At 63.6% G+C, this 20,323-nt stretch carries 25 protein-coding genes; 12 read left to right on the top strand and 13 right to left on the bottom strand.

Features of this window, described 5'->3' with window-relative positions:
- Positions 1–4: 4 nt before the first annotated feature.
- The gene (locus SPHS8_RS13860; RefSeq protein WP_236575159.1) at positions 5–1,084 is read right to left on the bottom strand and encodes an efflux RND transporter periplasmic adaptor subunit; all 1,080 of its coding nucleotides are present in this window, start codon (positions 1,082–1,084) and stop codon (positions 5–7) included.
- Positions 1,085–1,412: 328 nt separating this feature from the next.
- Between SPHS8_RS13860 and SPHS8_RS13855 the strand changes: the two genes are divergently transcribed.
- Positions 1,413–2,147: a response regulator gene (locus SPHS8_RS13855; RefSeq protein WP_201516022.1), complete on the top strand. Its 735-nt coding sequence runs from the start codon at positions 1,413–1,415 to the stop codon at positions 2,145–2,147.
- Positions 2,144–3,514: an ATP-binding protein gene (locus tag SPHS8_RS13850; protein WP_201516021.1), complete on the top strand. Its 1,371-nt coding sequence runs from the start codon at positions 2,144–2,146 to the stop codon at positions 3,512–3,514. Before SPHS8_RS13855 ends, SPHS8_RS13850 begins: the two co-directional genes overlap by 4 nt.
- Here the strand turns inward: SPHS8_RS13850 and SPHS8_RS13845 are convergent.
- From SPHS8_RS13845 to SPHS8_RS13820, 6 genes are all read right to left on the bottom strand, one after another.
- A complete protein-coding gene (locus SPHS8_RS13845; protein WP_201516020.1) occupies positions 3,495–4,130 on the bottom strand; it encodes an ATP-binding cassette domain-containing protein in 636 nt (211 codons plus the stop codon). The genes SPHS8_RS13850 and SPHS8_RS13845 overlap by 20 nt on opposite strands.
- The gene (gene modB, locus SPHS8_RS13840; RefSeq protein WP_201516153.1) at positions 4,120–4,785 is read right to left on the bottom strand and encodes a molybdate ABC transporter permease subunit; all 666 of its coding nucleotides are present in this window, start codon (positions 4,783–4,785) and stop codon (positions 4,120–4,122) included. The genes SPHS8_RS13845 and modB overlap by 11 nt, the downstream gene beginning before the upstream one ends.
- A gap of 38 nt (positions 4,786–4,823) precedes the next feature.
- Positions 4,824–5,585 (bottom strand): molybdate ABC transporter substrate-binding protein, encoded by a 762-nt coding sequence (gene modA, locus SPHS8_RS13835; RefSeq protein WP_201516019.1) that lies wholly within the window; start codon positions 5,583–5,585, stop codon positions 4,824–4,826.
- A gap of 93 nt (positions 5,586–5,678) precedes the next feature.
- Positions 5,679–6,203, bottom strand: coding sequence for a septal ring lytic transglycosylase RlpA family protein (locus SPHS8_RS13830; protein WP_236575158.1), 525 nt, complete (start codon positions 6,201–6,203; stop codon positions 5,679–5,681).
- Between the two features lie 361 nt (positions 6,204–6,564).
- The gene (locus tag SPHS8_RS13825) at positions 6,565–6,738 is read right to left on the bottom strand and encodes a hypothetical protein (protein WP_176502327.1); all 174 of its coding nucleotides are present in this window, start codon (positions 6,736–6,738) and stop codon (positions 6,565–6,567) included.
- Positions 6,739–6,842: 104 nt separating this feature from the next.
- The gene (locus SPHS8_RS13820; protein WP_201516017.1) at positions 6,843–7,397 is read right to left on the bottom strand and encodes a hypothetical protein; all 555 of its coding nucleotides are present in this window, start codon (positions 7,395–7,397) and stop codon (positions 6,843–6,845) included.
- Positions 7,398–7,526: 129 nt separating this feature from the next.
- Between SPHS8_RS13820 and SPHS8_RS13815 the strand changes: the two genes are divergently transcribed.
- Positions 7,527–7,724, top strand: coding sequence for a hypothetical protein (locus tag SPHS8_RS13815; protein WP_201516016.1), 198 nt, complete (start codon positions 7,527–7,529; stop codon positions 7,722–7,724).
- A 17-nt stretch (positions 7,725–7,741) separates the two neighbouring features.
- On the opposite strand, the gene SPHS8_RS13810 is transcribed toward SPHS8_RS13815, so the two are convergent.
- Genes SPHS8_RS13810 through ligK form a run of 3 tightly spaced genes read right to left on the bottom strand, consistent with a single transcriptional unit; the run spans position 7,742 to position 10,351 of the window.
- Entirely contained in the window at positions 7,742–8,632 is an 891-nt protein-coding gene (locus SPHS8_RS13810) for an amidohydrolase family protein (RefSeq protein ID WP_236575157.1), read from the bottom strand.
- Positions 8,629–9,684 (bottom strand): 4-oxalomesaconate tautomerase, encoded by a 1,056-nt coding sequence (locus SPHS8_RS13805; protein WP_201516014.1) that lies wholly within the window; start codon positions 9,682–9,684, stop codon positions 8,629–8,631. The genes SPHS8_RS13810 and SPHS8_RS13805 overlap by 4 nt, the downstream gene beginning before the upstream one ends.
- On the bottom strand, positions 9,677–10,351 hold the full coding sequence (ligK, locus tag SPHS8_RS13800; protein WP_201516013.1) for a 4-carboxy-4-hydroxy-2-oxoadipate aldolase/oxaloacetate decarboxylase: 675 nt from the start codon (positions 10,349–10,351) through the stop codon (positions 9,677–9,679). The genes SPHS8_RS13805 and ligK overlap by 8 nt, the downstream gene beginning before the upstream one ends.
- A gap of 103 nt (positions 10,352–10,454) precedes the next feature.
- Between ligK and SPHS8_RS13795 the strand changes: the two genes are divergently transcribed.
- The 7 genes from SPHS8_RS13795 to SPHS8_RS13765 all read left to right on the top strand — a co-directional run bounded on the left by SPHS8_RS13795 (position 10,455) and on the right by SPHS8_RS13765 (position 16,663).
- Positions 10,455–11,606 (top strand): LysR substrate-binding domain-containing protein, encoded by a 1,152-nt coding sequence (locus SPHS8_RS13795; RefSeq protein WP_201516152.1) that lies wholly within the window; start codon positions 10,455–10,457, stop codon positions 11,604–11,606.
- Positions 11,607–11,670: 64 nt separating this feature from the next.
- Entirely contained in the window at positions 11,671–12,579 is a 909-nt protein-coding gene (locus SPHS8_RS13790; RefSeq protein ID WP_201516151.1) for an NAD(P)-dependent oxidoreductase, read from the top strand.
- Positions 12,580–12,912: 333 nt separating this feature from the next.
- Entirely contained in the window at positions 12,913–13,938 is a 1,026-nt protein-coding gene (locus SPHS8_RS13785) for an amidohydrolase family protein (protein ID WP_201516012.1), read from the top strand.
- A gap of 107 nt (positions 13,939–14,045) precedes the next feature.
- On the top strand, positions 14,046–14,450 hold the full coding sequence (gene ligA / locus SPHS8_RS13780; protein WP_201516011.1) for a protocatechuate 4,5-dioxygenase subunit alpha: 405 nt from the start codon (positions 14,046–14,048) through the stop codon (positions 14,448–14,450).
- Positions 14,450–15,298 carry a class III extradiol dioxygenase subunit beta gene (locus SPHS8_RS13775; RefSeq protein ID WP_201516010.1) on the top strand — a complete coding sequence of 283 codons (849 nt, stop codon included), beginning with the start codon at positions 14,450–14,452 and terminating at the stop codon, positions 15,296–15,298. Before ligA ends, SPHS8_RS13775 begins: the two co-directional genes overlap by 1 nt.
- A 21-nt stretch (positions 15,299–15,319) precedes the next feature.
- Positions 15,320–15,682, top strand: a complete 363-nt coding sequence (locus SPHS8_RS13770; protein WP_201516009.1) for a hypothetical protein — start codon at positions 15,320–15,322, stop codon at positions 15,680–15,682.
- A gap of 42 nt (positions 15,683–15,724) precedes the next feature.
- Complete coding sequence (locus SPHS8_RS13765) at positions 15,725–16,663, top strand: Gfo/Idh/MocA family oxidoreductase (protein ID WP_201516008.1); 939 nt, start codon at positions 15,725–15,727, stop codon at positions 16,661–16,663.
- 68 nt (positions 16,664–16,731) lie between these two features.
- Here SPHS8_RS13765 and SPHS8_RS13760 read toward each other — a convergent pair whose 3' ends face one another.
- From SPHS8_RS13760 to SPHS8_RS13750, 3 genes are read right to left on the bottom strand one after another with little or no spacing between them, the layout of a single operon-like run.
- A complete protein-coding gene (locus SPHS8_RS13760; RefSeq protein ID WP_201516007.1) occupies positions 16,732–16,959 on the bottom strand; it encodes a hypothetical protein in 228 nt (75 codons plus the stop codon).
- Entirely contained in the window at positions 16,949–17,152 is a 204-nt protein-coding gene (locus tag SPHS8_RS13755) for a hypothetical protein (RefSeq protein ID WP_201516006.1), read from the bottom strand. Before SPHS8_RS13755 ends, SPHS8_RS13760 begins: the two co-directional genes overlap by 11 nt.
- Positions 17,149–18,027: a helix-turn-helix domain-containing protein gene (locus SPHS8_RS13750; protein WP_201516005.1), complete on the bottom strand. Its 879-nt coding sequence runs from the start codon at positions 18,025–18,027 to the stop codon at positions 17,149–17,151. Before SPHS8_RS13750 ends, SPHS8_RS13755 begins: the two co-directional genes overlap by 4 nt.
- Positions 18,028–18,140: 113 nt before the next feature.
- On the opposite strand from SPHS8_RS13750, the gene pobA reads away from it, so the two are divergent.
- Positions 18,141–19,310, top strand: coding sequence for a 4-hydroxybenzoate 3-monooxygenase (pobA, locus tag SPHS8_RS13745; RefSeq protein WP_201516004.1), 1,170 nt, complete (start codon positions 18,141–18,143; stop codon positions 19,308–19,310).
- 82 nt (positions 19,311–19,392) lie between these two features.
- Complete coding sequence (locus tag SPHS8_RS13740) at positions 19,393–20,208, top strand: NmrA family NAD(P)-binding protein (protein ID WP_201516003.1); 816 nt, start codon at positions 19,393–19,395, stop codon at positions 20,206–20,208.
- The last annotated feature ends 115 nt before the right edge of the window (positions 20,209–20,323 follow it).

Here is a 20,323-nt window from a genome sequence, read left to right as displayed (position 1 = left end):
GGTCCTAGCGCCCCTGGCTGATCGTGGCGGCGCGGACTGTGTCGCCCGGCTTTACCTTGTCGGTTCCTTCGACGATCAGCCGCTCGCCAGCCTTGAGGCCTGAGGTGATCAGCCACTTGTCGCCTATGGCTTGAGCCGCGGTGACTGTCCGGCGCTCGACCTTGTTCGCGCGATTGACGATCAATGCCGTGGCATTTCCCTTCGGATCACGGCTGATGCCTTGCTGGGGCGCAAGTATGCCTCCCGGGATAACGGCTTGAGGCGCCACGACGCGCACGAACATGCCGGGAAGAAGAAGGCGGTCGGGATTGGGGAAGCGCGCGCGCAGGGTGATCGTTCCGCTGTTCGGGTCCACGATGGGCTCTGCAAATTCGACGCGCCCTTCGAGCGGGTATTCGCTGCCATCGTCCAGCTTCAGACGGATGGTCGCGCTTGCCGGCAGCGTCTTGCCGGCAGCCAGGCTGCGCCGGAGTGCAAGCAGCTGGGCGCTCGATTGCGTGATGTCGACGAAAATGGGGTCGAGTTGCTGGATGGTGGCGAGCGGGCTCGCCTGGCTGGCAGTCACCAGCGCGCCTGGCGTGAACAAGGATCGGCCGATCCGACCGCTGATCGGTGCCCTGACTTCCGTGAAACGCAAGTTGATGTTTGCGGTCTGAAGCGAAGCACGGGCCTGCTGGATCGCCGCTCCCGCTTGCCGGGCAGCGGCGACCACATCGTCACGTTCCTGAGCGCTTACAGCCTCGGTTTTCCCGAGAGCCTGATAACGGCGCGCTTTGGCTTGAGCCGCAACCGCCGTAGCCTGCGCGTTGGCGAGGGCTGCCTGCGCCTCGTCACGGGACGCGCGATAGAGCGACGGATCGATCTGATAGAGCGGCTGACCCGCGCGGACGTATGAGCCTTCGGTGAAAAGGCGCTTTTGGACGACACCTGCCACCTGTGGGCGTACTTCCGACATCATCGTTGAAACTGTGCGGCCGGGGAGTTCGGTCGAAACGGTCACATCCTGAGCGCGGAGCGTGACTACGCCGACCTCGACCTGTTTCTTCTCCGGCGGCTTGTTCTGGCTGCAGGCGGTCGCGAGCATGCATAGCGCTAGGCTCAATTGAACGCCGGGGAATGATGAGGGAGCGAGGCGCAGCGGCATGGCGGCGGGCAAATCCAATAAGGAAATCAACAATTGCGAGAACTTCACCCGGCGCAGGGGGAGGGGGGGAGCGCCGGGTGAAGGACGGGCCGACCTTGATGACGAGCGTCACGGGCCATGCTCCGACGCTTCCTATTCGCTCTTCGGCAGGTCCATTAAAAGGCCGATGATGTTCCATTGTGCATCGCAATATGTCGGAATGTATCAGCACGTATCAGCCCCTTGGAGATGGGCAGACTTTTCCTGCCTAAAGCCTTAGAAGGCGGCCATGCCTGACCAGATGAACAGCCGCCCAGCACGCCTGATCGTTGTTGATGATGACCCTGATATTCGCGACCTGATCGTCCGGCAGCTTCAGCAGGAACATTATGATGTCGTGCCTGCCGGTAGCCTGGCGGAGCTTCAGGACGCGCTTGCCGTGCACTCTGCCGACCTTATCGTGCTGGACCTCAACCTGCCCGATGGAGATGGCCTAAACCTGTGCCGGGAATTGCGGGCGCAAGGCAGCGACGTTCGCATCATCATGGTGTCAGCGCGCGGCAGCGCGATCGATCGGGTGCTTGGGCTGGAACTGGGGGCCGATGACTATCTCACCAAACCGTTCGAGCCGCGCGAATTGCTGGTGAGGATCCGCAACCTGCTTCGCCGCGCGCATATCGACGATCCGGAGCGGCAGCGCGACAAGAGCGCGCGAACGGCCAGCTTCGGGCCCTGGCGGCTCGACCTGTTTCAGCGCAGGTTGATCGCAGAGGATGGCCGCCTCGTCATGCTGTCGTCCGCTGAATTCCGGTTGCTGTCGCGCTTCATCGACGAACCCAACGTCGTTCTCTCCCGCGAGAACCTCGTCCCCGAGCGCCGCGCCACGGCCGCCTTCGATCGGTCCATCGATCTTCAGGTCAGCCGGTTGAGACAGAAGCTTGCGGCGATGCCGGGGGGCGAAGAGCTCATCCTGACGGTGCGGGGTGAAGGCTATGTGCTTGCCAGTCCGGTATCCTTCGAATGATCAGGCCGCTGTGGCATCGCGTTCGGAGCTTTTTGCGGTCGCTGACCGGGCGCATATTCCTGTTGTTGACGATCGGCATGTCCCTGGCCGCGATGCTCGCCTTGCTGGTCGCCGAACATAGCCGCAGCCGGGATTTTCAAAGCTGGCGCATCCAGCGCGTCGTCGCGAGCGCAGAGGATATCGCGCATCGCCTGCAACGCGATCCCAAAAGGGTGGAGGCCATGCTGGCGTCCCAGCAGATCATGGGCGCAGCTCTGGCGCCCGAAGGGATCGCCGTGGCCGAGCCGGATGCGGCCTTGGCCAAAGCGCTCAGGGTAAGGTTTGGACGAGGATCTAACCCGGAGGCCAGTCAGGTCCCCGCAGGCCTCTGCTTCCCCCGCCAACGCTATGATCCTTCGGTAGGTGCGGCAGGCGTCGTGGACGCGCCACGCCCTTCCTGCTGGATCGTGCGCTTCACCGACAGGACAGGTGCGCGAAGGTCCATGGCGCTCAACCTGCCGCGCATGGAGCGGCCAGCCAGCATGATGGCCAACCCGCTCTACATGCTGCTGATCGTCATCGCCTCTGCTGGCCTCGCCATCGTCGTGGCGCGGATCGTGGCCGAGCCCTTGCGCCGGCTCAAACATGCAGCCGAGTCCTTTTCATTGTCGCTCGATCCGGAGGAAATTCCAGAAAGCGGTCCCGAGGAAGTGCGGGCGGCGCTATCGACATTCAATGTCATGCAAAGGCGCGCCCGTGCGGGTTTTGCCGAGCGTACACAGTTGCTGGCGGCGATCAGCCATGATCTGCAGACGCCGCTCACCCGGTTGAGGCTGCGGCTCGAACTTGTCGAGAATGACGACCTTCGCGCGCGGCTGTTGCAGGACCATCAGGCGATGCAGACGCTGGTCAAGGAAGGATTGGACCTGGCTGCCAGCACGGAAACACAGGAAGAATGGTCAGTCGTCGATATAGATTCCCTACTGGAGAGCATGGTTGAGGATGCGCAGGACTTGGGCGCTCCCTTGCGGTTCTCAGGCGGATGCGGAGGCACCATTCGTGTGAAGCCCAATGCCCTGAGCCGGTGCATCAGCAATCTGGTCAGCAACGCCATCAAATATGGCGGCGAGGCAGAGGTCGGCTGTTCCCGGCAAGGCGGGCGCGTCCTTATCCACATCAGGGATAAAGGCCCCGGCATTCCGCCGGATCAACTCGACCAGATGTTCGAACCCTTCACCCGTGGTGCTTCAGGGCAACCGGGGGGGCGGCCGGGAACGGGCATTGGCCTCACCATCGCTCGGTCGCTGGCCCTGACTTTCGATGCGTCGGTTCGGCTGATGAATGCCGAAGATGGAGGCTTGATCGCGACTATCGAGATGAAGGCATAAGCTCGATCTTCCGCGTCGCCAACCGGTCCGCTTCCACCGCATTATGCGTGACATAGACGATCGGGAGCGCAAGCTCATCACGAATGCGCAGGATGACGTCCATGATGCCTTCCCGGCGGGCGGGATCGATCGACGCCAGGGGCTCGTCCATGAGGAGGGCCCTGGCACCGGACAGAAGCGCCCGGCCGATGGCTACCCGCTGCGCCTCGCCGCCCGACAGGGTGCCAGGCCAGCGACCGAGCAGATGTTCGATGCCGAGGAAGTCGATGACCGCCTGCAATGACATCCACCGGTTTTCCGGAGCCGCGAGGCGATGGCCATAGAGCAGGTTCGCGCGCACCCGAAGGTGGGGGAAAAGACGTCCGTCCTGAAAGACATAGCCGATGCGGCGGCGATGCGGAGGAAGGTCGATCGCTGCGCTGTCATCGAACAGCATCTGTCCGTCGATGCTGACATGGCCTTGATCGGGGCGCATCAAGCCGGCGATCATGTTCAGGACTGACGTCTTCCCGACGCCAGATGGACCCCAGAGCAGCGTGATGCCGTCGGACGCCACGAAGCGCGCGGCCACGACATGATCGCCAAGGGTTTTGCGGACATCGACGTCAAAGGACATGGCGCGTTCCCCTTGCGCTCGTCTGTCGGGCCAGAGCTTCCGAGAGGAGAAGCGCGCCCAAGGAAAGGCCGATCGAAATCAGCGCCAATCGCCAGACGGCCGCGTCCGCGCCCGGCACCTGAAGGGCGCTATAGATGGCGAGCGACAGGGTGCGCGTTTCCCCCGGGATATTGGAGACAAAGGTGATGGTCGCGCCAAATTCCCCCAGCGACCGGGCAAAGCCGAGGATGAAGGCTGCTGCGACGCCTGGCAGCGACAGAGGCAGGAGGATCGTGAAAAAGCACCGGGCAGGACTGGCGCCAAGGGTCTGGGCCGCTTCTTCCAACCGGTGGTCGACGGCTTCGATCGAAAGCCGGATCGCGCGCACCATCAGCGGGAGCGCCATGATGCCAGCAGCGATGGCAGCGCCCGTCCAGCGGAACATGACCGACAGGCCGAGCCAGCGCTCCAACATGCCGCCCACTGGACCCGCGGGCCCGAAGGTCAGGAGCAACATCCACCCGATGACTACGGGGGGCAGTACCAGCGGCAGATGCACGGCCGCATCCAGCAGAAGCTTGCCGGGAAAGCGCCAACGCGCGAGAACCCAGGCGAGGGCGAACGCGAGGGGCAGGGTTATGAGCATAGCCGCGAGGCTGACCTTCAGGGAGAGCATAACGATCTCCCATTCTTCCGGGCCGAGCGCTGCTACCGTCACCGCGTGCCGAAGCCATAGCGGCGGAAGATCGCCTTGGCGCGCGCGGAAAGAAGGAAGCGATGAAATCCAGCCGCTTCCCTGTGGGTCGATCGGCTGAGTAGCGCTAAGGGATAGGTGATCGGCGGGTGACTGGCCTCCGGAAAGACGCCGACGATCCTCACCGCCTTGCTGGCGCGCGCATCGGTTGCGTAGACGATGCCCAAGGGCACCTGCCGCCGCTCCACCATAGCGAGCGCGGCCCGCACATTTTCCGCCGCAGCGATCTTCGCGGCTATCGCAGGCCAGACGCCGAGAGCGGTGAGCGATGCCTTGCCATATTTGCCAGCGGGAACGCTGCCGGGGTCGGCCATCGCCAAACGGCCATTGCCGAGCGCGCGGGCGAGCGGGAAGCCGCGCCGGATTTGCATCGCTTTCATCGTCCCCGCGGGCGCGATCAGGACGAGCTTGTTGGTGAGTAGCGTGGCACGTGTCCCTCGGCGTAGTAGCCCCTTTTTGGCGACTGCATCCATCCAGGGTTCGTCGGCTGACAGAAACAGGTCGGCGGGCGCTCCGGCTTCGATTTGCCGGGCCAAGGCCGAAGACGCGGCGAAGGACAGAATTGGCCTCTCATACCCCTGTGCGGTCCATGCGTCGGCCGCGGCGGTCAACGATTCCTGAAGGCTGGCCGCAGCCAGTACAAGAGGGCCGCGCTCACGGGCTTCGGCGGATCGCCCTGCAAAAACCGACAGAATGAGAAGGAGAAAGAGGAGACGACGCATATGCTGTCCAAAGCCGGAGATATATATGCCGCTATACAGCGCTTCCCAGCCATGGCGATGGGGAAATTGGAGTTGTACGTGCCTGGGGTCGGATCAGCGGGGCAGGGGAAGCCGGTTGCGCTGCGCTTCAAGTGCGTCACCCGTCAGTGGCCGCCGTTCGCTGGCGGCCTTGCCCTTGCGCAAGCGCTTGCGATCTTTCTCGCTTGGATCGACCAGGCGTACGCGCACGGCGCTTTGGCCCGCAGCGCGTATCCCCAGTGCTTGGGCAGCCCCGCGAGACAGGTCGATGATCCGCCCCCGTGAGAAAGGCCCGCGATCATTGATGCGGACCAGCAGGGTGCGTCCACTGCCAAGCTCAGTCACTTCGACATAAGAGGGCAGCGGCAATGTGGGGTGAGCGGCGCTGATCCCCTTGGCCCGGAATTTCTCTCCCCGCGCGGTCCGGTTGCCGGATTCATTGCCATACCAGCTGGCGTAGCCGACCTCGTCATAGCCTGGCTGCTGGGCCGGGACATAGGTGACGCCGCGCACCGTGTAGGCAGGCCCGATGCGGACCGGGGTGTCGGATACGGGTTGGTAGGATGCGCAGGCGGTCAGGAGCAGAGGCAGCACGGCCATGGCACGATGAAGAGATAACATTTTATCGTCATAATGGCACTGCGGAGGCGATCTCAAGCGCGGCGGCTACCCGGATTGCTAGTCACGATTCCATGGGGATAGCGCGGCTCCTGTTCAATTCTCCTAAAGGAGACACGGCTTCGTCCCTAATCGTCGGCCGGGCAGCATTAAGCGTCAGTGCCTGCTGGTCTTGTCGATTGTACAATGCCCTCAGTCGCTGGTGCTCGGGGAGCCTGCGGCGTCCGCAAGATACCCCCAAGCTTGCGGAACCGGGCCCGGCTGCCCCGACCATGATGAAGGTCGACGATTTACAGCCGGGCCCAATTCAGCCGCGACGTGATCATGAGATGCTGATGAGCGATCAGGGTTTTGAACGCTGCTCCCGCTCTCGATCCGCTTCGTCGATCGCTTTTATCAAATCCTCGAACGCGCCATCGCGCGGTAGCGGAAAGAGGCGGGAAAAACTGTCACCGAGCCGCTGAATATCATTCTGCGTCAAAAGGCCTATTGCGACAATGTCGTCACGGGTGTCCATTCAAGACCCCTCCTGACTGTCGATAACGATGCAAAGCGCGTCTGGTGCCAAGCTATTGTGCCGGAATGGCAAAAATCCGTCACATCCCACTGAAAGATGACTGGTCATGAGGCGCGCCAGCGTTCGAGGGCTGCATCATATTTGCGGCGTTCGGCGGCGGCGCGGCGTTCGAGCTGGTCATTCGCTTTCTCCTGCCTTTTACGCAGGCTTTCGATCTGCGCGCGCAGCCGGGCCTGTTCCTCCTCGAGCGGTTTCAGTTCGGCCTTGGCCTCGACCGCCTGCCGGGCGAGCGCCTCTTCTGCTGCGTTCAGGGCATCGCGACTGGGCCGTGGGCGAGGGGGAGGGGTGCGCTTATGCGCTTGCTGCCTGGTTTGGGCGGGCGTCTTGCTGCGGGGCGCCTTTCGTCCTTGCGCCTGCTGAGATTTGGAAAGGGAGGCGAGATGTTCCGCTTCGCTACCCCGTGGCCGCTTGATGACGGTGCCGGGGTGCGCCATCGGCTCCCGGATCAGGTCCGGCTGGGTGACCTGCTCTGCTGACCCGCGAGCGAAAAGATTGGCGTCAGTGCCCCAGGCTTCGAGCGCGGCCTTTTGGCTCGCGGCCGCGACATAGGCGTCATGGAACCCGATCGGAGTGCGATAAACCTTTAGCGCGCGTGCCATTGGAGCTGAACGCTCCTGATGGCCGGGGGTGCCATGTCGACGGGCTCATCCATGTTAGCGGCAGGCTCGGCGAATGGAAACCTGCGGCCACGGCAGCGTTGGACCAAGATAGCAACCGAGGAAATTTTCATGCAGCAGGACAGGCAACGCGGCCAATCGCCAGATGAACCAGCAGAGGGCAGCAACGACATCCCGCCGCCCGAACGGGGATCGCCCGAGGACGGCAGCGATCGGCAAAGCGGCGAGGCTGAGGAAAAGATCGAGAAAGGCGAAGTCGATGACGCCAATCCGCTCGCGCCACCGGTGAATACGCAAGCTGGAAGCTGAGGCGCGACCCTCTTCTGTCAATCGCTGATCGCCGCTTCTTCCGGCCAATAGAGGCGCATCGGGTTGTCGACCAGCAGCTTGCGCTGAAGTTCGGCCGAAGGCGCGATGCGGGGGATCATGTCGACCAATGGGCCATCGTCGGGGATCGCCTTCTCCATGTTCGGGTGAGGCCAATCCGTGCCCCATAGGACACGGTCCTGATAGTCCGCGACCAACGGCGCTACGCAGCGAGCGAAGTCGTTCCAGGGTGGACCTTTCGGATCAAGCCGATCGGGACAAGTAACCTTGGTCCAGATATCGTCGCGGCTGTCCAACAGGGCGCGGAAGGCCATCATGTCGCGCCCCGCCGGGCCCTGAGAGATATCGGGGCGGCCCATATGATCTACGACCACCAAGGTCGGGATCGCGTCTATGAAAGGCCGCAATTCCTCCAATATGTCGGCTTCGAAATAGATCACCACATGCCAGCTCAGCGGCTGTATGCGGCGGGCGATTTCGAGGAACCGGTCCTTGGGCGCGTCATCGACCAGGCGCTTGAGGAAGTTGAAGCGGATGCCGCGGATGCCGCCTTGGTGCAGCGTCTCAAGCTCGGCGTCGCTGATTGCCGGGTCGATGACGGCGACCCCGCGCGCCTTGCCTTCCGACTGGGCGATGGCGTGCAGCGTCGCGCCATTGTCCGTGCCATGGCAACTGGCCTGCACGATGACATTGCGGGAAAAGCCGAGTTGGTCGCGCAGGGCGAAGAGCTTGTCCGGCCCGGCGTCCTGGGGAAGATATTTCGCCTTCGGGCTGAATGGGAATTGAGCCATGGGCCCGAAGACGTGACAATGCGCATCCACCGCGCCGGGGGGAGGCGTGAATCGGGGAACGGAGGGGTCGTTCGTCCAGCTGATGATGCGTTCGCTCACCCGAAAATCTCTCCATCCATCAGCTTGCGTGCCGTGCGGAGCATGGCCGCGCTGATCACACTGCCTTGTTCGTCGACTTCCATGACGCATGTGGTTTCGCCGCTGGGATGCTCGACCGAAATGACCTTTCGCTCGCCGTTCGGGATGGCGGCCATGTCAGCGGCGGGGGAGCCGGGAAGAAGGCAGGCGGTGGCGACGCTGACCGCGCCGAGTACGCCGATCGACGCATGAGCGCGGTGGGGAATGAAACTGCGCACGGTGATTGCGCCGCCGTCGCGTGGCGGTGCTACCAGCATCATCTTGGGGACGGACTTTTCCTTCACGTCACCCAGGTTCATGCGCTCGCCGACGGCGAGGCGGATTTTTTCGATGCGGGCTTTCAGCACGGCGTCCTGATCCAGAGTTTCGCGATCCTCATAGCCGCTGATGCCGACATCCTGCGCCTTTATGATGACGCAGGGCATGCCGTTGTCGATCAAGGTGACGCGAACGCCACCGACATCATCGAAGACGTTGCCGGTCGGCAGCAATGCGCCGCAGGAAGAGCCGGCGGTGTCGCGGAATTCCAGCGGCACCGGGGCAGCGGTGCCCGGAACGCCATCGATCTTGGCGCTGCCGTCATATCGGACGATGCCGCCCGGCGTTTGCACGGTGGCGATCGCGGTCTGGCCGGTATTTTCCATGTAGATGGCCACGCGGGTTTCGCCGTCCTGCGCTTCCACAAGGCCGCGTTCGATGGCGAAGGGGCCGACGCCAGCGAGGATGTTGCCGCAATTCTGGGCATCGGTGACGATGGCCTGGTCCACGAAGACCTGGAGAAAGAGATAGTCGACATCGGCGCCGGGCCGCGCTGACTTCTTGACGATGGCAACCTTGCTGGCCAGCGGGTCGGCGCCGCCCATGCCGTCGATCTGCCGAGGATCGGGGGAGCCCATGATGCGCAGGAGGAAGCTGTCGCGGGCTGCGGTATCGGCGGGGAGGTCCCCGGCGAGGAAATAGCCGCCCTTCGACGTGCCGCCGCGCATCCACATGACGCGGGCCGAGTCAGACATATTTGAGGCCCATTTCTTCGAGCCGGGGACGCATGTCGTAAATGTCGAGACCGAGTTCTCCCGCGGCGAGGCGCTGGCGCTTGGCTTCTTCGGCGGCTTCGCGGGCCTGCGCTTTTTCGAGGACAGCGGCGGCGTTCGCGCGCGGGACGATGCAGACGCCGTCATCGTCGGCGATGATGATGTCGCCCGGGTTGACGAGGGCGTTCGCGCAGACGACCGGGACGTTCACGCTGCCGAGCGTCGCCTTTATCGTACCCTGGGCGTGGACTGCCTTTGACCAGACGGGGAAGTTCATTTGCGTGAGGTCGAGGATGTCGCGCACGCCTGCGTCGATGACAAGGCCGCGGCAGCCGCGCGCTTGTGCTGAGGTGGCGAGGAGGTCGCCGAAATAGCCGTCGGTGCAGGGGCTGGTCGGCGCGAGGAGGAGGATGTCGCCTTCGCGCAATTGTTCGATCGCGACGTGGATCATCCAGTTGTCGCCGGGAGGAGCGGAGATGGTGACCGCGCTGCCTGCGATGCGGGCACCGGGATAGATGGGGCGCATGTAGGGAGCGAGGAGTCCGGTGCGGCCCTGGGATTCGTGGACGGTGGCGACGCCGCAATGGGCGAGGGCGTCGATGATGGAAAGATCCGCCCGGTCGATATTCTGGACGACGATGCCGGACATGCGGTTTGTTCCTTTGGCGAAAGCAAGAAGGAATTGGCGAGAAAAAGCGGATTGAACAAATTTGATCTGTGCGGCGGGAATTAGTTTTTGCTAAGTGTAGATGATGCAGGCCGATCAGTTCAATATCCGCCACCTGTCCGCCGCCGCCGCCGTGGTCGCGCATGGGAGCGCCAGCCTGGCCGCGCGGGCGGTGAATTTGACGCAGCCTGCGGTGACGCAGGGAATCGCCAAGCTGGAGGCGCAACTGGGCCTGCCTTTGTTCGAGCGGCACCCGGGCGGCATGACGCCCACGGCGGCGGCGGCAAGGCTTGCTCCCCGGCTGGAGGCGGCCTTGCGGCTGATCGGCAGCAACCGGGCGACGGCGGCGCAGATCCGGGCCTTCGTCGCGCTGGCGCGGGCGGGCAGCTATGCGGCGGCCGCAGGGGAGGCAGGCGTTACCGAGCCGTCGCTGCACCGGGCGGTCGGGGACCTGGGGCTGGCCATGGGATACAGGCTGGCGGAGCGGCGCGGGCGAGGGGTGACGCTGACCAGCGCAGGGGCGGCGCTGGCACGGCGGTTGAGGCTGGCGCTGGCGGAATTGCGATCCGGGCTGGAAGAGATAGAGGCGTTGAAAGGGCAGGAGAGCGGACGCGTCGTGGTGGGGGCGATGCCGCTGTCGCGCGCGCGGCTGTTGCCCCGGGTGATCAGCCGGTTCCGGCGGGAGTTTCCGCACGTGCATATCAGCGTCCATGAAGGGTCGCATGCCGAACTGGTGGGGCCGCTGCGGGACGGCGAAGTGGACATGATGATCGGCGCGCTGCGCGACGCGCCGATGGGGCAGGATCTGGTACAAAAACCCCTGTTCGAGGACCGGCCGACGATCATGGCCCGCGCAGGGCACCCGCTGGCGGGAGGATGGGACGCGGATGCGCTGCGGCGTTACCCGTGGATATTGCCGCCGGAAGGCACGCCGCTGCGGCATTTGTGGCGGCGAATGGTGGAGGCGCTGGGTGGTGGCCTGCCTGCGGTGCCGATCGAATGCGGGTCGGTGATGACGATCCGCGAACTGCTGGTGAATGGCGATTATCTGACGATGCTGTCGCTGGATCAGCTGGCGCTGGAGTTGAGCGCGGGCATGGTGATCGACATCGGCCCCGCGCCCGGCGCGATCAGTCGCACGATTGGACTGACGACCAGGGCGGATTGGCGGCCGACGCGCTTGCAGCAATGTTTCATGGACGTGATAGAGCGAGAGACCGGCGTCATAAGTTCGTAAAATCTTATGGAGAGGACATGGATTCGATTGGCTGCAGGGATTTCGATGAGCCATGGCTTTCCCCATGGAGCAGGAAGTCGGTCTGATCGGATTTGGCGAGGCGGGGTCAACCTTTGCATTGGCGGGGGGCTGGGCCGCGCGGGCGCATGTGTTCGACTGCAAGACAGACGATGCGGCGGCGCGCGACGCGATGATCGCGGCCTATGCCCGGGCTCATGTGCCTGGCGCTCGCTTCCTGGAAGATGCGCTGTCGGGCGTGGAACTGGTCATTTCCCTGGTGACGGCGGATCAGGCATTGGCCGCGGCTGAAGCAGCGGCGGAGTGCATCGCGCCCGGGGCCATTTATTGCGACATGAACAGCGTTGCGCCGCAGACCAAGCAGGAAGCGGCGCGCGCGATAGAGGCGGCGGGCGGCCATTATGTCGACGTTGCCGTCATGGCTCCGGTCAATCCGGCGCGGTTGTCGGTGCCGTTGCTGCTGAGCGGTGGCCAGGCGAATGAGGCGGCGGCCCGGCTTGTCGCGCTTGGCTTTGCCAACATGCGGGTCGTGGGTGAAGCAGTGGGGCGTGCCTCGTCGATCAAGATGATCCGGTCCGTAATGGTGAAGGGTATCGAGGCGCTGACCGCCGAATGCGTGCTGGCGGCCGAGGCTGCGGGCGTGCGGGACGAAGTGCTGGCGTCGCTGGATGCGAGCGAGAAGGTGCGGCCATGGGGCGAGCGGGCGGAGTATAATCTGGAACGGATGCTGGTGCATGGACTGCGCCGGGCCGCCGAGATGGAAGAGGTGGTGAAGACGCTTGAGGCGCTTGGCACCGGCGCCGCGATGACGCGCGGCACGGTGGAGCGGCACCGGGAGATCGGGGCTTTGGGGGTGAAGATTGTGCCGGAGGGGTTGGCGGGGAAGGTTGCGGCCATCAACCGTCGCGTCGTCCCAGCGGAAGCTGGGATCTCTTCGGGTGAGGTTGTTGCTTAGTGGACGGAGAAGCCAGTCTCCGTTGGCATGACGGGTTGTGTGGGCGTGTCTGCGCTTTGATCGAGACTTGGACGGGGAGAAGGAGTGGGCTTCGACAAGCTCAGCCCGAACGGGGGAGAGAGTGAGCCGTTTTGAGTGATGTGCTCCTGCGAAGGCAGGAGCCTAGGCCTGCCGTTTGAGCTGGGCTCTCACGAGCCACTCGTTTCGTTCGAATGGGTTCGCAGGGGCGGGTTGAGGGTTGGGCTGGCGGTGCGCCGTGCCGCCTGAGATCCCAGCGTTCGCTGGGATGACGGTAAGGATGGGTGGTGTGAGAAGGATGAGGGTAGGAACGCAATGAGCCTGATTATCGACTGCCATGGTCATTATACCGTGCTCCCCAAGGGGCATGATGCCTGGCGGGAGGAGCAGAAGGCGGCGTTCAAGGCGGGCGTCGTTGCGCCGCCTTATCCGGACATCAGTGATGATGAAATTCGCGACACGATCGAGTCCAACCAGTTGCGGCTCATCAAGGAGCGGGGCGCGGACCTGACGATCTTTTCACCGCGCGCTTCGGCGATGGCGCCGCATGTCGGGGATGCCGAGGTCGCCAGGGAATGGGCGATGCGTTGCAATGACCTGATCGCGCGGGTGGTGGGCCTGTATCCTGAGACGTTCGCCGGTGTGTGCATGTTGCCGCAGTCGCCCAAGGCCGACATGAGCAACAGCATCGCCGAACTGGAACGCTGCGTTACGCAGCTGGGCTTTATCGGGTGCAACCTTAATCCTGATCCCGGCGGCGGGCATTTCCAGCATCCGCCGCTGACCGATCGTTACTGGTATCCCTTTTACGAGAAGATGGTCGAGCTGGACGTTCCGGCGATGATCCATGTGTCGGGCAGTTGCAACCCGGCGATGCATGCGACGGGGGGCTATTATATCGCGGCGGACACGATCGCCTTCATGCAGTTGCTGGAAGGCGACCTGTTCGCCGATTTTCCGACATTGCGCTTCATCATTCCGCATGGCGGCGGTGCGGTGCCCTATCATTGGGGGCGGTATCGCGGGCTGGCCGACATGCTGAAGAAGCCGAGCCTCGACACGCATCTGATGAACAACATCTTTTTCGATACCTGCGTCTACCATCAGCCGGGCATCGATCTGCTGGCCGATGTGATCGACAACAAGAATATCCTGTTCGGATCGGAAATGGTCGGCGCGGTGCGCGGGATCGATCCGACGACCGGCCATTATTTCGATGATACCAAGCGCTATGTCGACGCGCTGGATATCAGCGATGCGGAAAGGCACGCGATATTCGAGGGCAATGCCCGCTATGTCTTCCCCCGTCTGGACGCGCAGTTGAAGGCGCGCGGGCTGTGAGTTTCTGCACCCCCCATTTATCCCTGTGGGGGGTGGTTCCATCTCCCGTCCTTGCTGTGGAAGGACGGGGCGGGAGATGGATTTTCCATTTGTCTGGAGAACCGCCGATGAGCGTTGATATTCATGAATATCTGGCTGAATTCGACGATATCCCCGGCACGCGCGTCTATACCGGCAGTCGCGCGCGGCAGGGATATTGGATGAACCAGTTCGCGATGAGCCTGATGAAGGCGGACAATCGCGAAAGGTGGAAGGCGGACGAGCGTGCCTATCTGAACGAATGGCCGATGACGGAGGAGCAGCGGCAGGCGATCCTTGACCGCGACTATAATCGCTGCCTGGACCTGGGCGGGAACATCTATTTCCTGGCCAAGGTATTTTCGACCGACGGCATGTCATTCTTGCAGGCGGTCGGCACGATGACGGGCATGAGCACCGAAGACTATCAGGCCATGATGATCGCCGGGGGGCGATCACCCGAAGGCCAGCGTTCGATCAGGGAGAAACGTTGATGGCCCGCATTACCGCTGGTGTGGGGACCAGCCACGTGCCCGCGATCGGCGCGGCGATGGACAATGGGAAAGTGGGCGAGCCCTATTGGGCGCCTCTGTTCGCCGGATATGACTGGTCGCGCCAATGGATCGCCCAGGAAAAGCCGGACGTCGTGATATTGGTCTATAACGATCATGCGTCCGCTTTCGACATGAAGATCATCCCGACCTTCGCGATCGGTTGTGCAGACCGCTACGGCATTTGCGATGAAGGTTGGGGACCGCGTCCGGTGCCCGATGTGGAAGGGCATGCCGACCTGGCCTGGCATATCGCGCAGAGCCTGATCCTGGACGAGTTCGACATGACCATCATCAACGAGATGGATGTCGACCATGGGCTGACGGTGCCGATGAGCCTGCTGTTCAATCAGCCTGACAGATGGCCGGTGAAGGTCATTCCGCTGGCGGTCAATGTCGTCACTTACCCGCCGCCTTCCGGCAATCGTTGCTGGATGCTGGGCGAGGCGATTGCGCGGGCGGTGGAAAGCTATGGCGAGGACCTGAACGTGCAGATCTGGGGCACGGGCGGCATGAGCCACCAGTTGCAGGGGCCGCGCGCCGGGCTGATCAATGCGGAGTGGGACAATCACTTCCTGGACCTGTTGAGTGCCGAAGATGACGGAAAGTTGCGCGCGATCCCCCATATCGAATATCTACGGGAAACCGGATCGGAGGGGATCGAGATGGTGATGTGGCTGATCATGCGCGGCGCGCTGGGCAGGAAGGTCACGCCGCTCCATCGTCATTACCATGTTCCCGCATCCAATACGGCCGTCGGGCATCTGGTGTTGAGGCCCGACGATTCATAACGAGGATCGAGGGGATGGGTCATGGGTCGCGCTGATATCGAGGATGCACTGGCCAAGCTGGAACAGGTGCATAAGCAACTGGCGGTCTTGTCGACTGGTGCGGAGGCCGGTTGGGAAAAGGAATATCTGCAGAGGCGGCGAATGTTGCAGGAGCAGATCAACCGATTGTGCCAGGCGGATGCTCAATTGAACCTGGGCGATGAGGACAGCCGCCGGTTCAGGGATGCTTTCAGCAAGTTCCGGACGGCGACAGCGCTGCACCAGGCGGATTGGCCAGTGGTCGATATCAACCGGCAAGACCCGGCATATGGTCAGTCCGCCGCCAACGTCGGACAGACATATCAGAATTTCATGACGGTGATGCGCACGCTGATGCAGCGATAGCAGGGCGCCAGCTCGCGCAGCCAGGACGATGAGGAGTGAGTTATGAGGATCGCGCTGGCTGGTGCGGGAGCTTTTGGTGAAAAGCATCTGGATGGCCTGAAGAATATCGACGGCGTGACCGTCACGTCGCTGGTGGGGCGTGAATTGGCGCCGACGCAGGCGGTTGCCGCGAAATATGGCATCGGTCATGCGACGACCGAGCTGGCCGACACGCTGGCGCGCGATGATGTGGACGCGGTGATCCTGTGCACGCCGACGCAGATGCATGCGGAACAGGCGATCGCCTGCATGGATGCGGGCAAGCACGTGCAGGTCGAGATACCGCTTGCCGACAGCTGGGCCGATGCGCAGGCGGTGCTGGCCAAGAGCCAGCAGACGGGGCTGACCTGCATGGTCGGGCATACGCGGCGGTTCAACCCGAGCCACCAATGGGTGCATCAACAGGTGAAGGCTGGCGCGTTCAACGTCCAGCAGATGGACGTCCAGACCTATTTTTTCCGCCGCAAGAACATCAATGCCAAAGGCGAGCCGCGGTCGTGGACGGACCATCTGCTGTGGCACCATGCGGCGCATACGGTGGACCTGTTCGCCTATCAGGCGGGGCGGATCGTGGACGCACATGCGATGCAGGGGCCGATCCATCCCGAATTGGGAATCGCGATGGACATGTCGATCCAGCTGAAGAGCGAGAGCGGCGCGATCTGTACTCTGTCGCTGAGCTTCAACAATGACGGGCCGCTGGGCACCTTCTTCCGCTATATCGGCGACACGGGCACCTATATCGCGCGCTATGACGACCTGGTGAACGGCAAGGAAGAGCCGATCGATGTGTCGAAGGTGGACGTGTCGATGAACGGGATCGAGTTGCAGGACCGGGAATTTGTGAGCGCCATTCGCGCGGGGCGGGAGCCGAACTCCAGCGTGGCGAAGGTGTTCGACTGCTATCGGGTGCTGGGGGAGCTGGAGAAACAGCTGGGGTGAATTGACGCTGGTTTGTTCGGGCCAGCCTGCGCGCGCCCCCTCGACAGGCTGAGGGCGGACGGGGCGGATCAGGCGGTTAGCAGTGGATGCCGCATGCGCAGGTCGTCCATCAGGCTCTCGATCACCGAGATCTCCTGATTGGTGCCGGTGGGCGTGATCGTCCAGTTGCAATGAGGATGGGTGTCGCGGCTGTAGAGGCGGACGGCGCCCAGCACCTTGCGCCAGTGATGCTTGCTGCGGCCATGGTCGCGGACGAGGCGGGCGACCAGCAGGTCGATGATCTTGTCAGACGTCATCTTCGGCTTTCTCTCCGCCGATCCAGCGGCCGGGCAGTTCGATATAGGCTTCCAGCTCGCGCCAGTGCCGGTCCCAGCCGGGGCCTCGGCGATCTTCCGGCACATAAGCCTCGACCATGCGGCGGGCGCGGGCGACGGGGTTGCCGGGCGGCGTGCGCAGGCGATCGAGAATGTGGCGGATATCCTCGCTCATGACGGGCTGATAGCCTGTCCCCTGGCGGCGCGCCAGTCGCGCGGCGAGCGGCCGGTGTGGCGGGCGAAGAAGCGGGAGAAATAGGCGGGATCGTCGAACCCCACCGCATAGCCGACTTCCGCAACGGAAAGGTTGGAATAGAGGAGCAGGCGGCGGGCTTCGAGCACGGCGCGTTCGTCCAGCATGGCGGCGGGGGAGAGGCCTGCGGCACGGGCGCAGGCGTGGCGGAGCGCGGTTTCGCTGACGCCGAGCGCGCGGGCATGATCGGCGACAGGCTCGCGATGCCGGAAGCGTTGCTCGATCCGCTCACGCAAGCGAGCGACGAGGCGGGCCTGGCGGTCGCTGCTGCTGGCGCTGGCACCGGAGAGGGTGGCATGTCGCAGCGCCTGGACCATCAGCCAGAGGAGAAGCGCGTCGACGGCGGCGCGCTGGCCGGGGCCGGCCCAGGCCAGTTCCCGCGCGAGCGCGCCTATGCGGGTTTCCACTTCGGCCGCGCCCGGCAAGGCCACTGCGCGGGGCGCGCGGAAGAGCGGCTGGAGATCGGCGTCGCGCTCAAGAAGATGGTGGAGATAGCTGTCCGCGACAGTGATGACCCAGCCCCGGGAGTCGCGATGCCAGGAAAAGCCGTGGATGATCCCGGCGGGCACCAGCAGCAGGCAAGGGGCGTCGAAGCCGACACTGTCGCCATCGGCACGCATCGATCCGCCGCCTTCGGCGATCAGGATGATATGGTTGAGATCGCGGTGAAGATGCGGCTGGATCGTCCATTCGCTGGGGCGGGATCGGTCGTCCAGGCTCTCGACATGGACGAAGCCCTCCGCAACGCTGCGCTGCGGCTCACCATAAAGGTAGAAGCTGGGAACGGGAGCGGTCATGGGTGGGCGCAATTAGCTGCTGGATCGTCCAAGTCATAAGCCAGTTCACCCATGTCCCGCAAGCGCCGTCGCGGGCATCATGCGCGGCATAGAAAAGCTGCGAAGAGGATGCCATGAAGACGCAAGTCGCCATTATCGGCGCGGGGCCTGCCGGGCTGTTGCTGGGCCATCTGCTGCGGGCAGAGGGGCTGGACGTGGCCGTGGTGGAGCGGGCATCCCCGGACTATGTGCTGGGGCGCATCCGCGCTGGGGTGCTTGAACGGACCACGACGGATTTGATGGACCGGCTGGGCCTGGGCGAGCGGATGCATCGCGAGGGATTACCGCATGACGGATTTCATCTGGCCGATGGCGAGCGGCTGATCCGCATCGACATCGCAGCGCTGACCGGGCGGCAGGTCATGGTCTATGGCCAGACCGAACTGACCCGCGACCTGATGGAGGCGGCGGCGGGTCGTGGGCTGGAGATCGTCTATGAGGCTGGGGACGTCGCATTGCACGAGGTGGAAGGCGATACGCCTTATCTCACCTACAGGAAGGACGGGCGACTGGAGCGGATCGACGCGGAGTTCATCTGCGGCTGCGATGGATTTCATGGACCCTCGCGGCGGGCGATCCCGGCGGGCGTCGCTACGGCTTACGAGAAAATCTATCCCTTCGGATGGCTCGGCATATTGGCCGATGTGCCGCCATGCGAGCATGAGCTGATCTACGCCAATCATGAACGCGGCTTTGCGCTGGCGTCGATGCGGTCGGAGCAGCGCAGCCGCTATTATATCCAGGTGCCGCTGGACGAGCGGATCGAGGATTGGCCGGACAATCGGTTGTGGGATGAGCTGGCGACAAGGCTTGGCCCGCAAGCAGCGGCGCAGATCGTGCGCGGCCCGGCGCTGGAAAAATCGATTGCCCCGCTGCGGTCGTTCGTTTTCGAACCGATGCGGCATGGACGGTTGATGCTGGCAGGGGACAGCGCCCATATCGTGCCGCCGACCGGGGCGAAGGGCCTCAACCTGGCGGCGTCCGATGTGTTCTACCTGTCGGAAGCGCTGACCGGATGGTTCCGGCGGCGCGATGGCGACGCGGTGGCGGGCTATTCGCGGCGAGCGTTGGCGCGCATCTGGAAAGCGGAGCGCTTTTCCTGGCAGCTGACGCGGCTGATGCACCGCTTTCCGGAAAATGATGCGTTCGACCGGCGGATGCAGATTGCCGAGCTGGATTATATCGCATCGTCGGAAGCGGCGCAGTCGGCGATCGCGGAGAATTATGTGGGACTGCCCTTGTGACGCGGGGTTGGCTTGGACAGAGTATCCCCATCTAAAAGACCAGCGGCTCTGCTGAGCGCTGATGTTGGACAAGGGGACAGGAATGAGCCAGAAATCGACCATTGCCGTCATCGGCGCGACCGGTAAGACGGGCCGCCGCGTGGCGGATCGGCTGACGGGCCTGGGTCATGAGGTCCGCATCGGGTCGCGGCAGGCGGAGCCGCCTTTCGTCTGGGAGGAAGAGGCCAGCTGGCAACCCCTGTTGGAGGGTGTGGACGGCGTCTACATCGCTCATCCCGACAACACGCATCCTGACGCGGGTACGCAGATCGGCCGGTTGGCGAAGGTGGCGCGGGATGGCGGCGCGAGGCGGCAGGTGCTGCTGTCCGGGCGCGCCGATGAAGGCTTCATGGATGCGGTCGAGGCTGGGTTCAGGGCCAGCGGGGCTGACTGGACCATCCTGCGCCCGGCCTGGTTCATGCAGAATTTTTCCGAGATGTTCTTTGTCGACGGCGTGTTGGCGGGCGAACTGGTTTTGCCCGTGGGGGACGCGACGGAGCCGTTCATCGATGTCGAAGATGTCGCCGCCGTAGCGGTGGCGGCTTTGTTGGACGGGCGGCATGCCGGGCAGATTTATGAGCTGACCGGCCCTGAGCTGTTGGGCTTTGAGGAGGCTGCGAGGGCGCTTTCAGAAGCAACGGGGCGGAAGATCAGCTTTGTCCCGATCAGCCTGGATGCCTATCGCGAGGGCATAGTGGCGAGCGGGTTGCCCGAGGAATATGCCTATACCTATTCCGGTATCGCGAATGGCAAGCTTGCTTATTTGACCGATGACGTCGAGCGGGTGCTGGGACGGAAGCCGCGGCGGTTTGTAGATTATGCGCGGGATGCAGCGGCGAGTGGGGTTTGGGCGGTTTGATCAAGCTCGCGGCTCTGATCCTTCAGACGAGTTACGTGCCTTGTTTGAACGTTTGCGAGGGAGATGAAGGTGGTCCCCTCTCCCGCCTTCTCCGCGCTCCGCACCTTGGCCAGAG

The organism is Sphingobium sp. S6, from assembly GCF_905120495.1.
In the GTDB taxonomy this organism is placed as follows: Bacteria; Pseudomonadota; Alphaproteobacteria; order Sphingomonadales; family Sphingomonadaceae; genus Sphingobium; species Sphingobium agri.
This window is presented reverse-complemented; position numbering and strand designations above follow the sequence as displayed.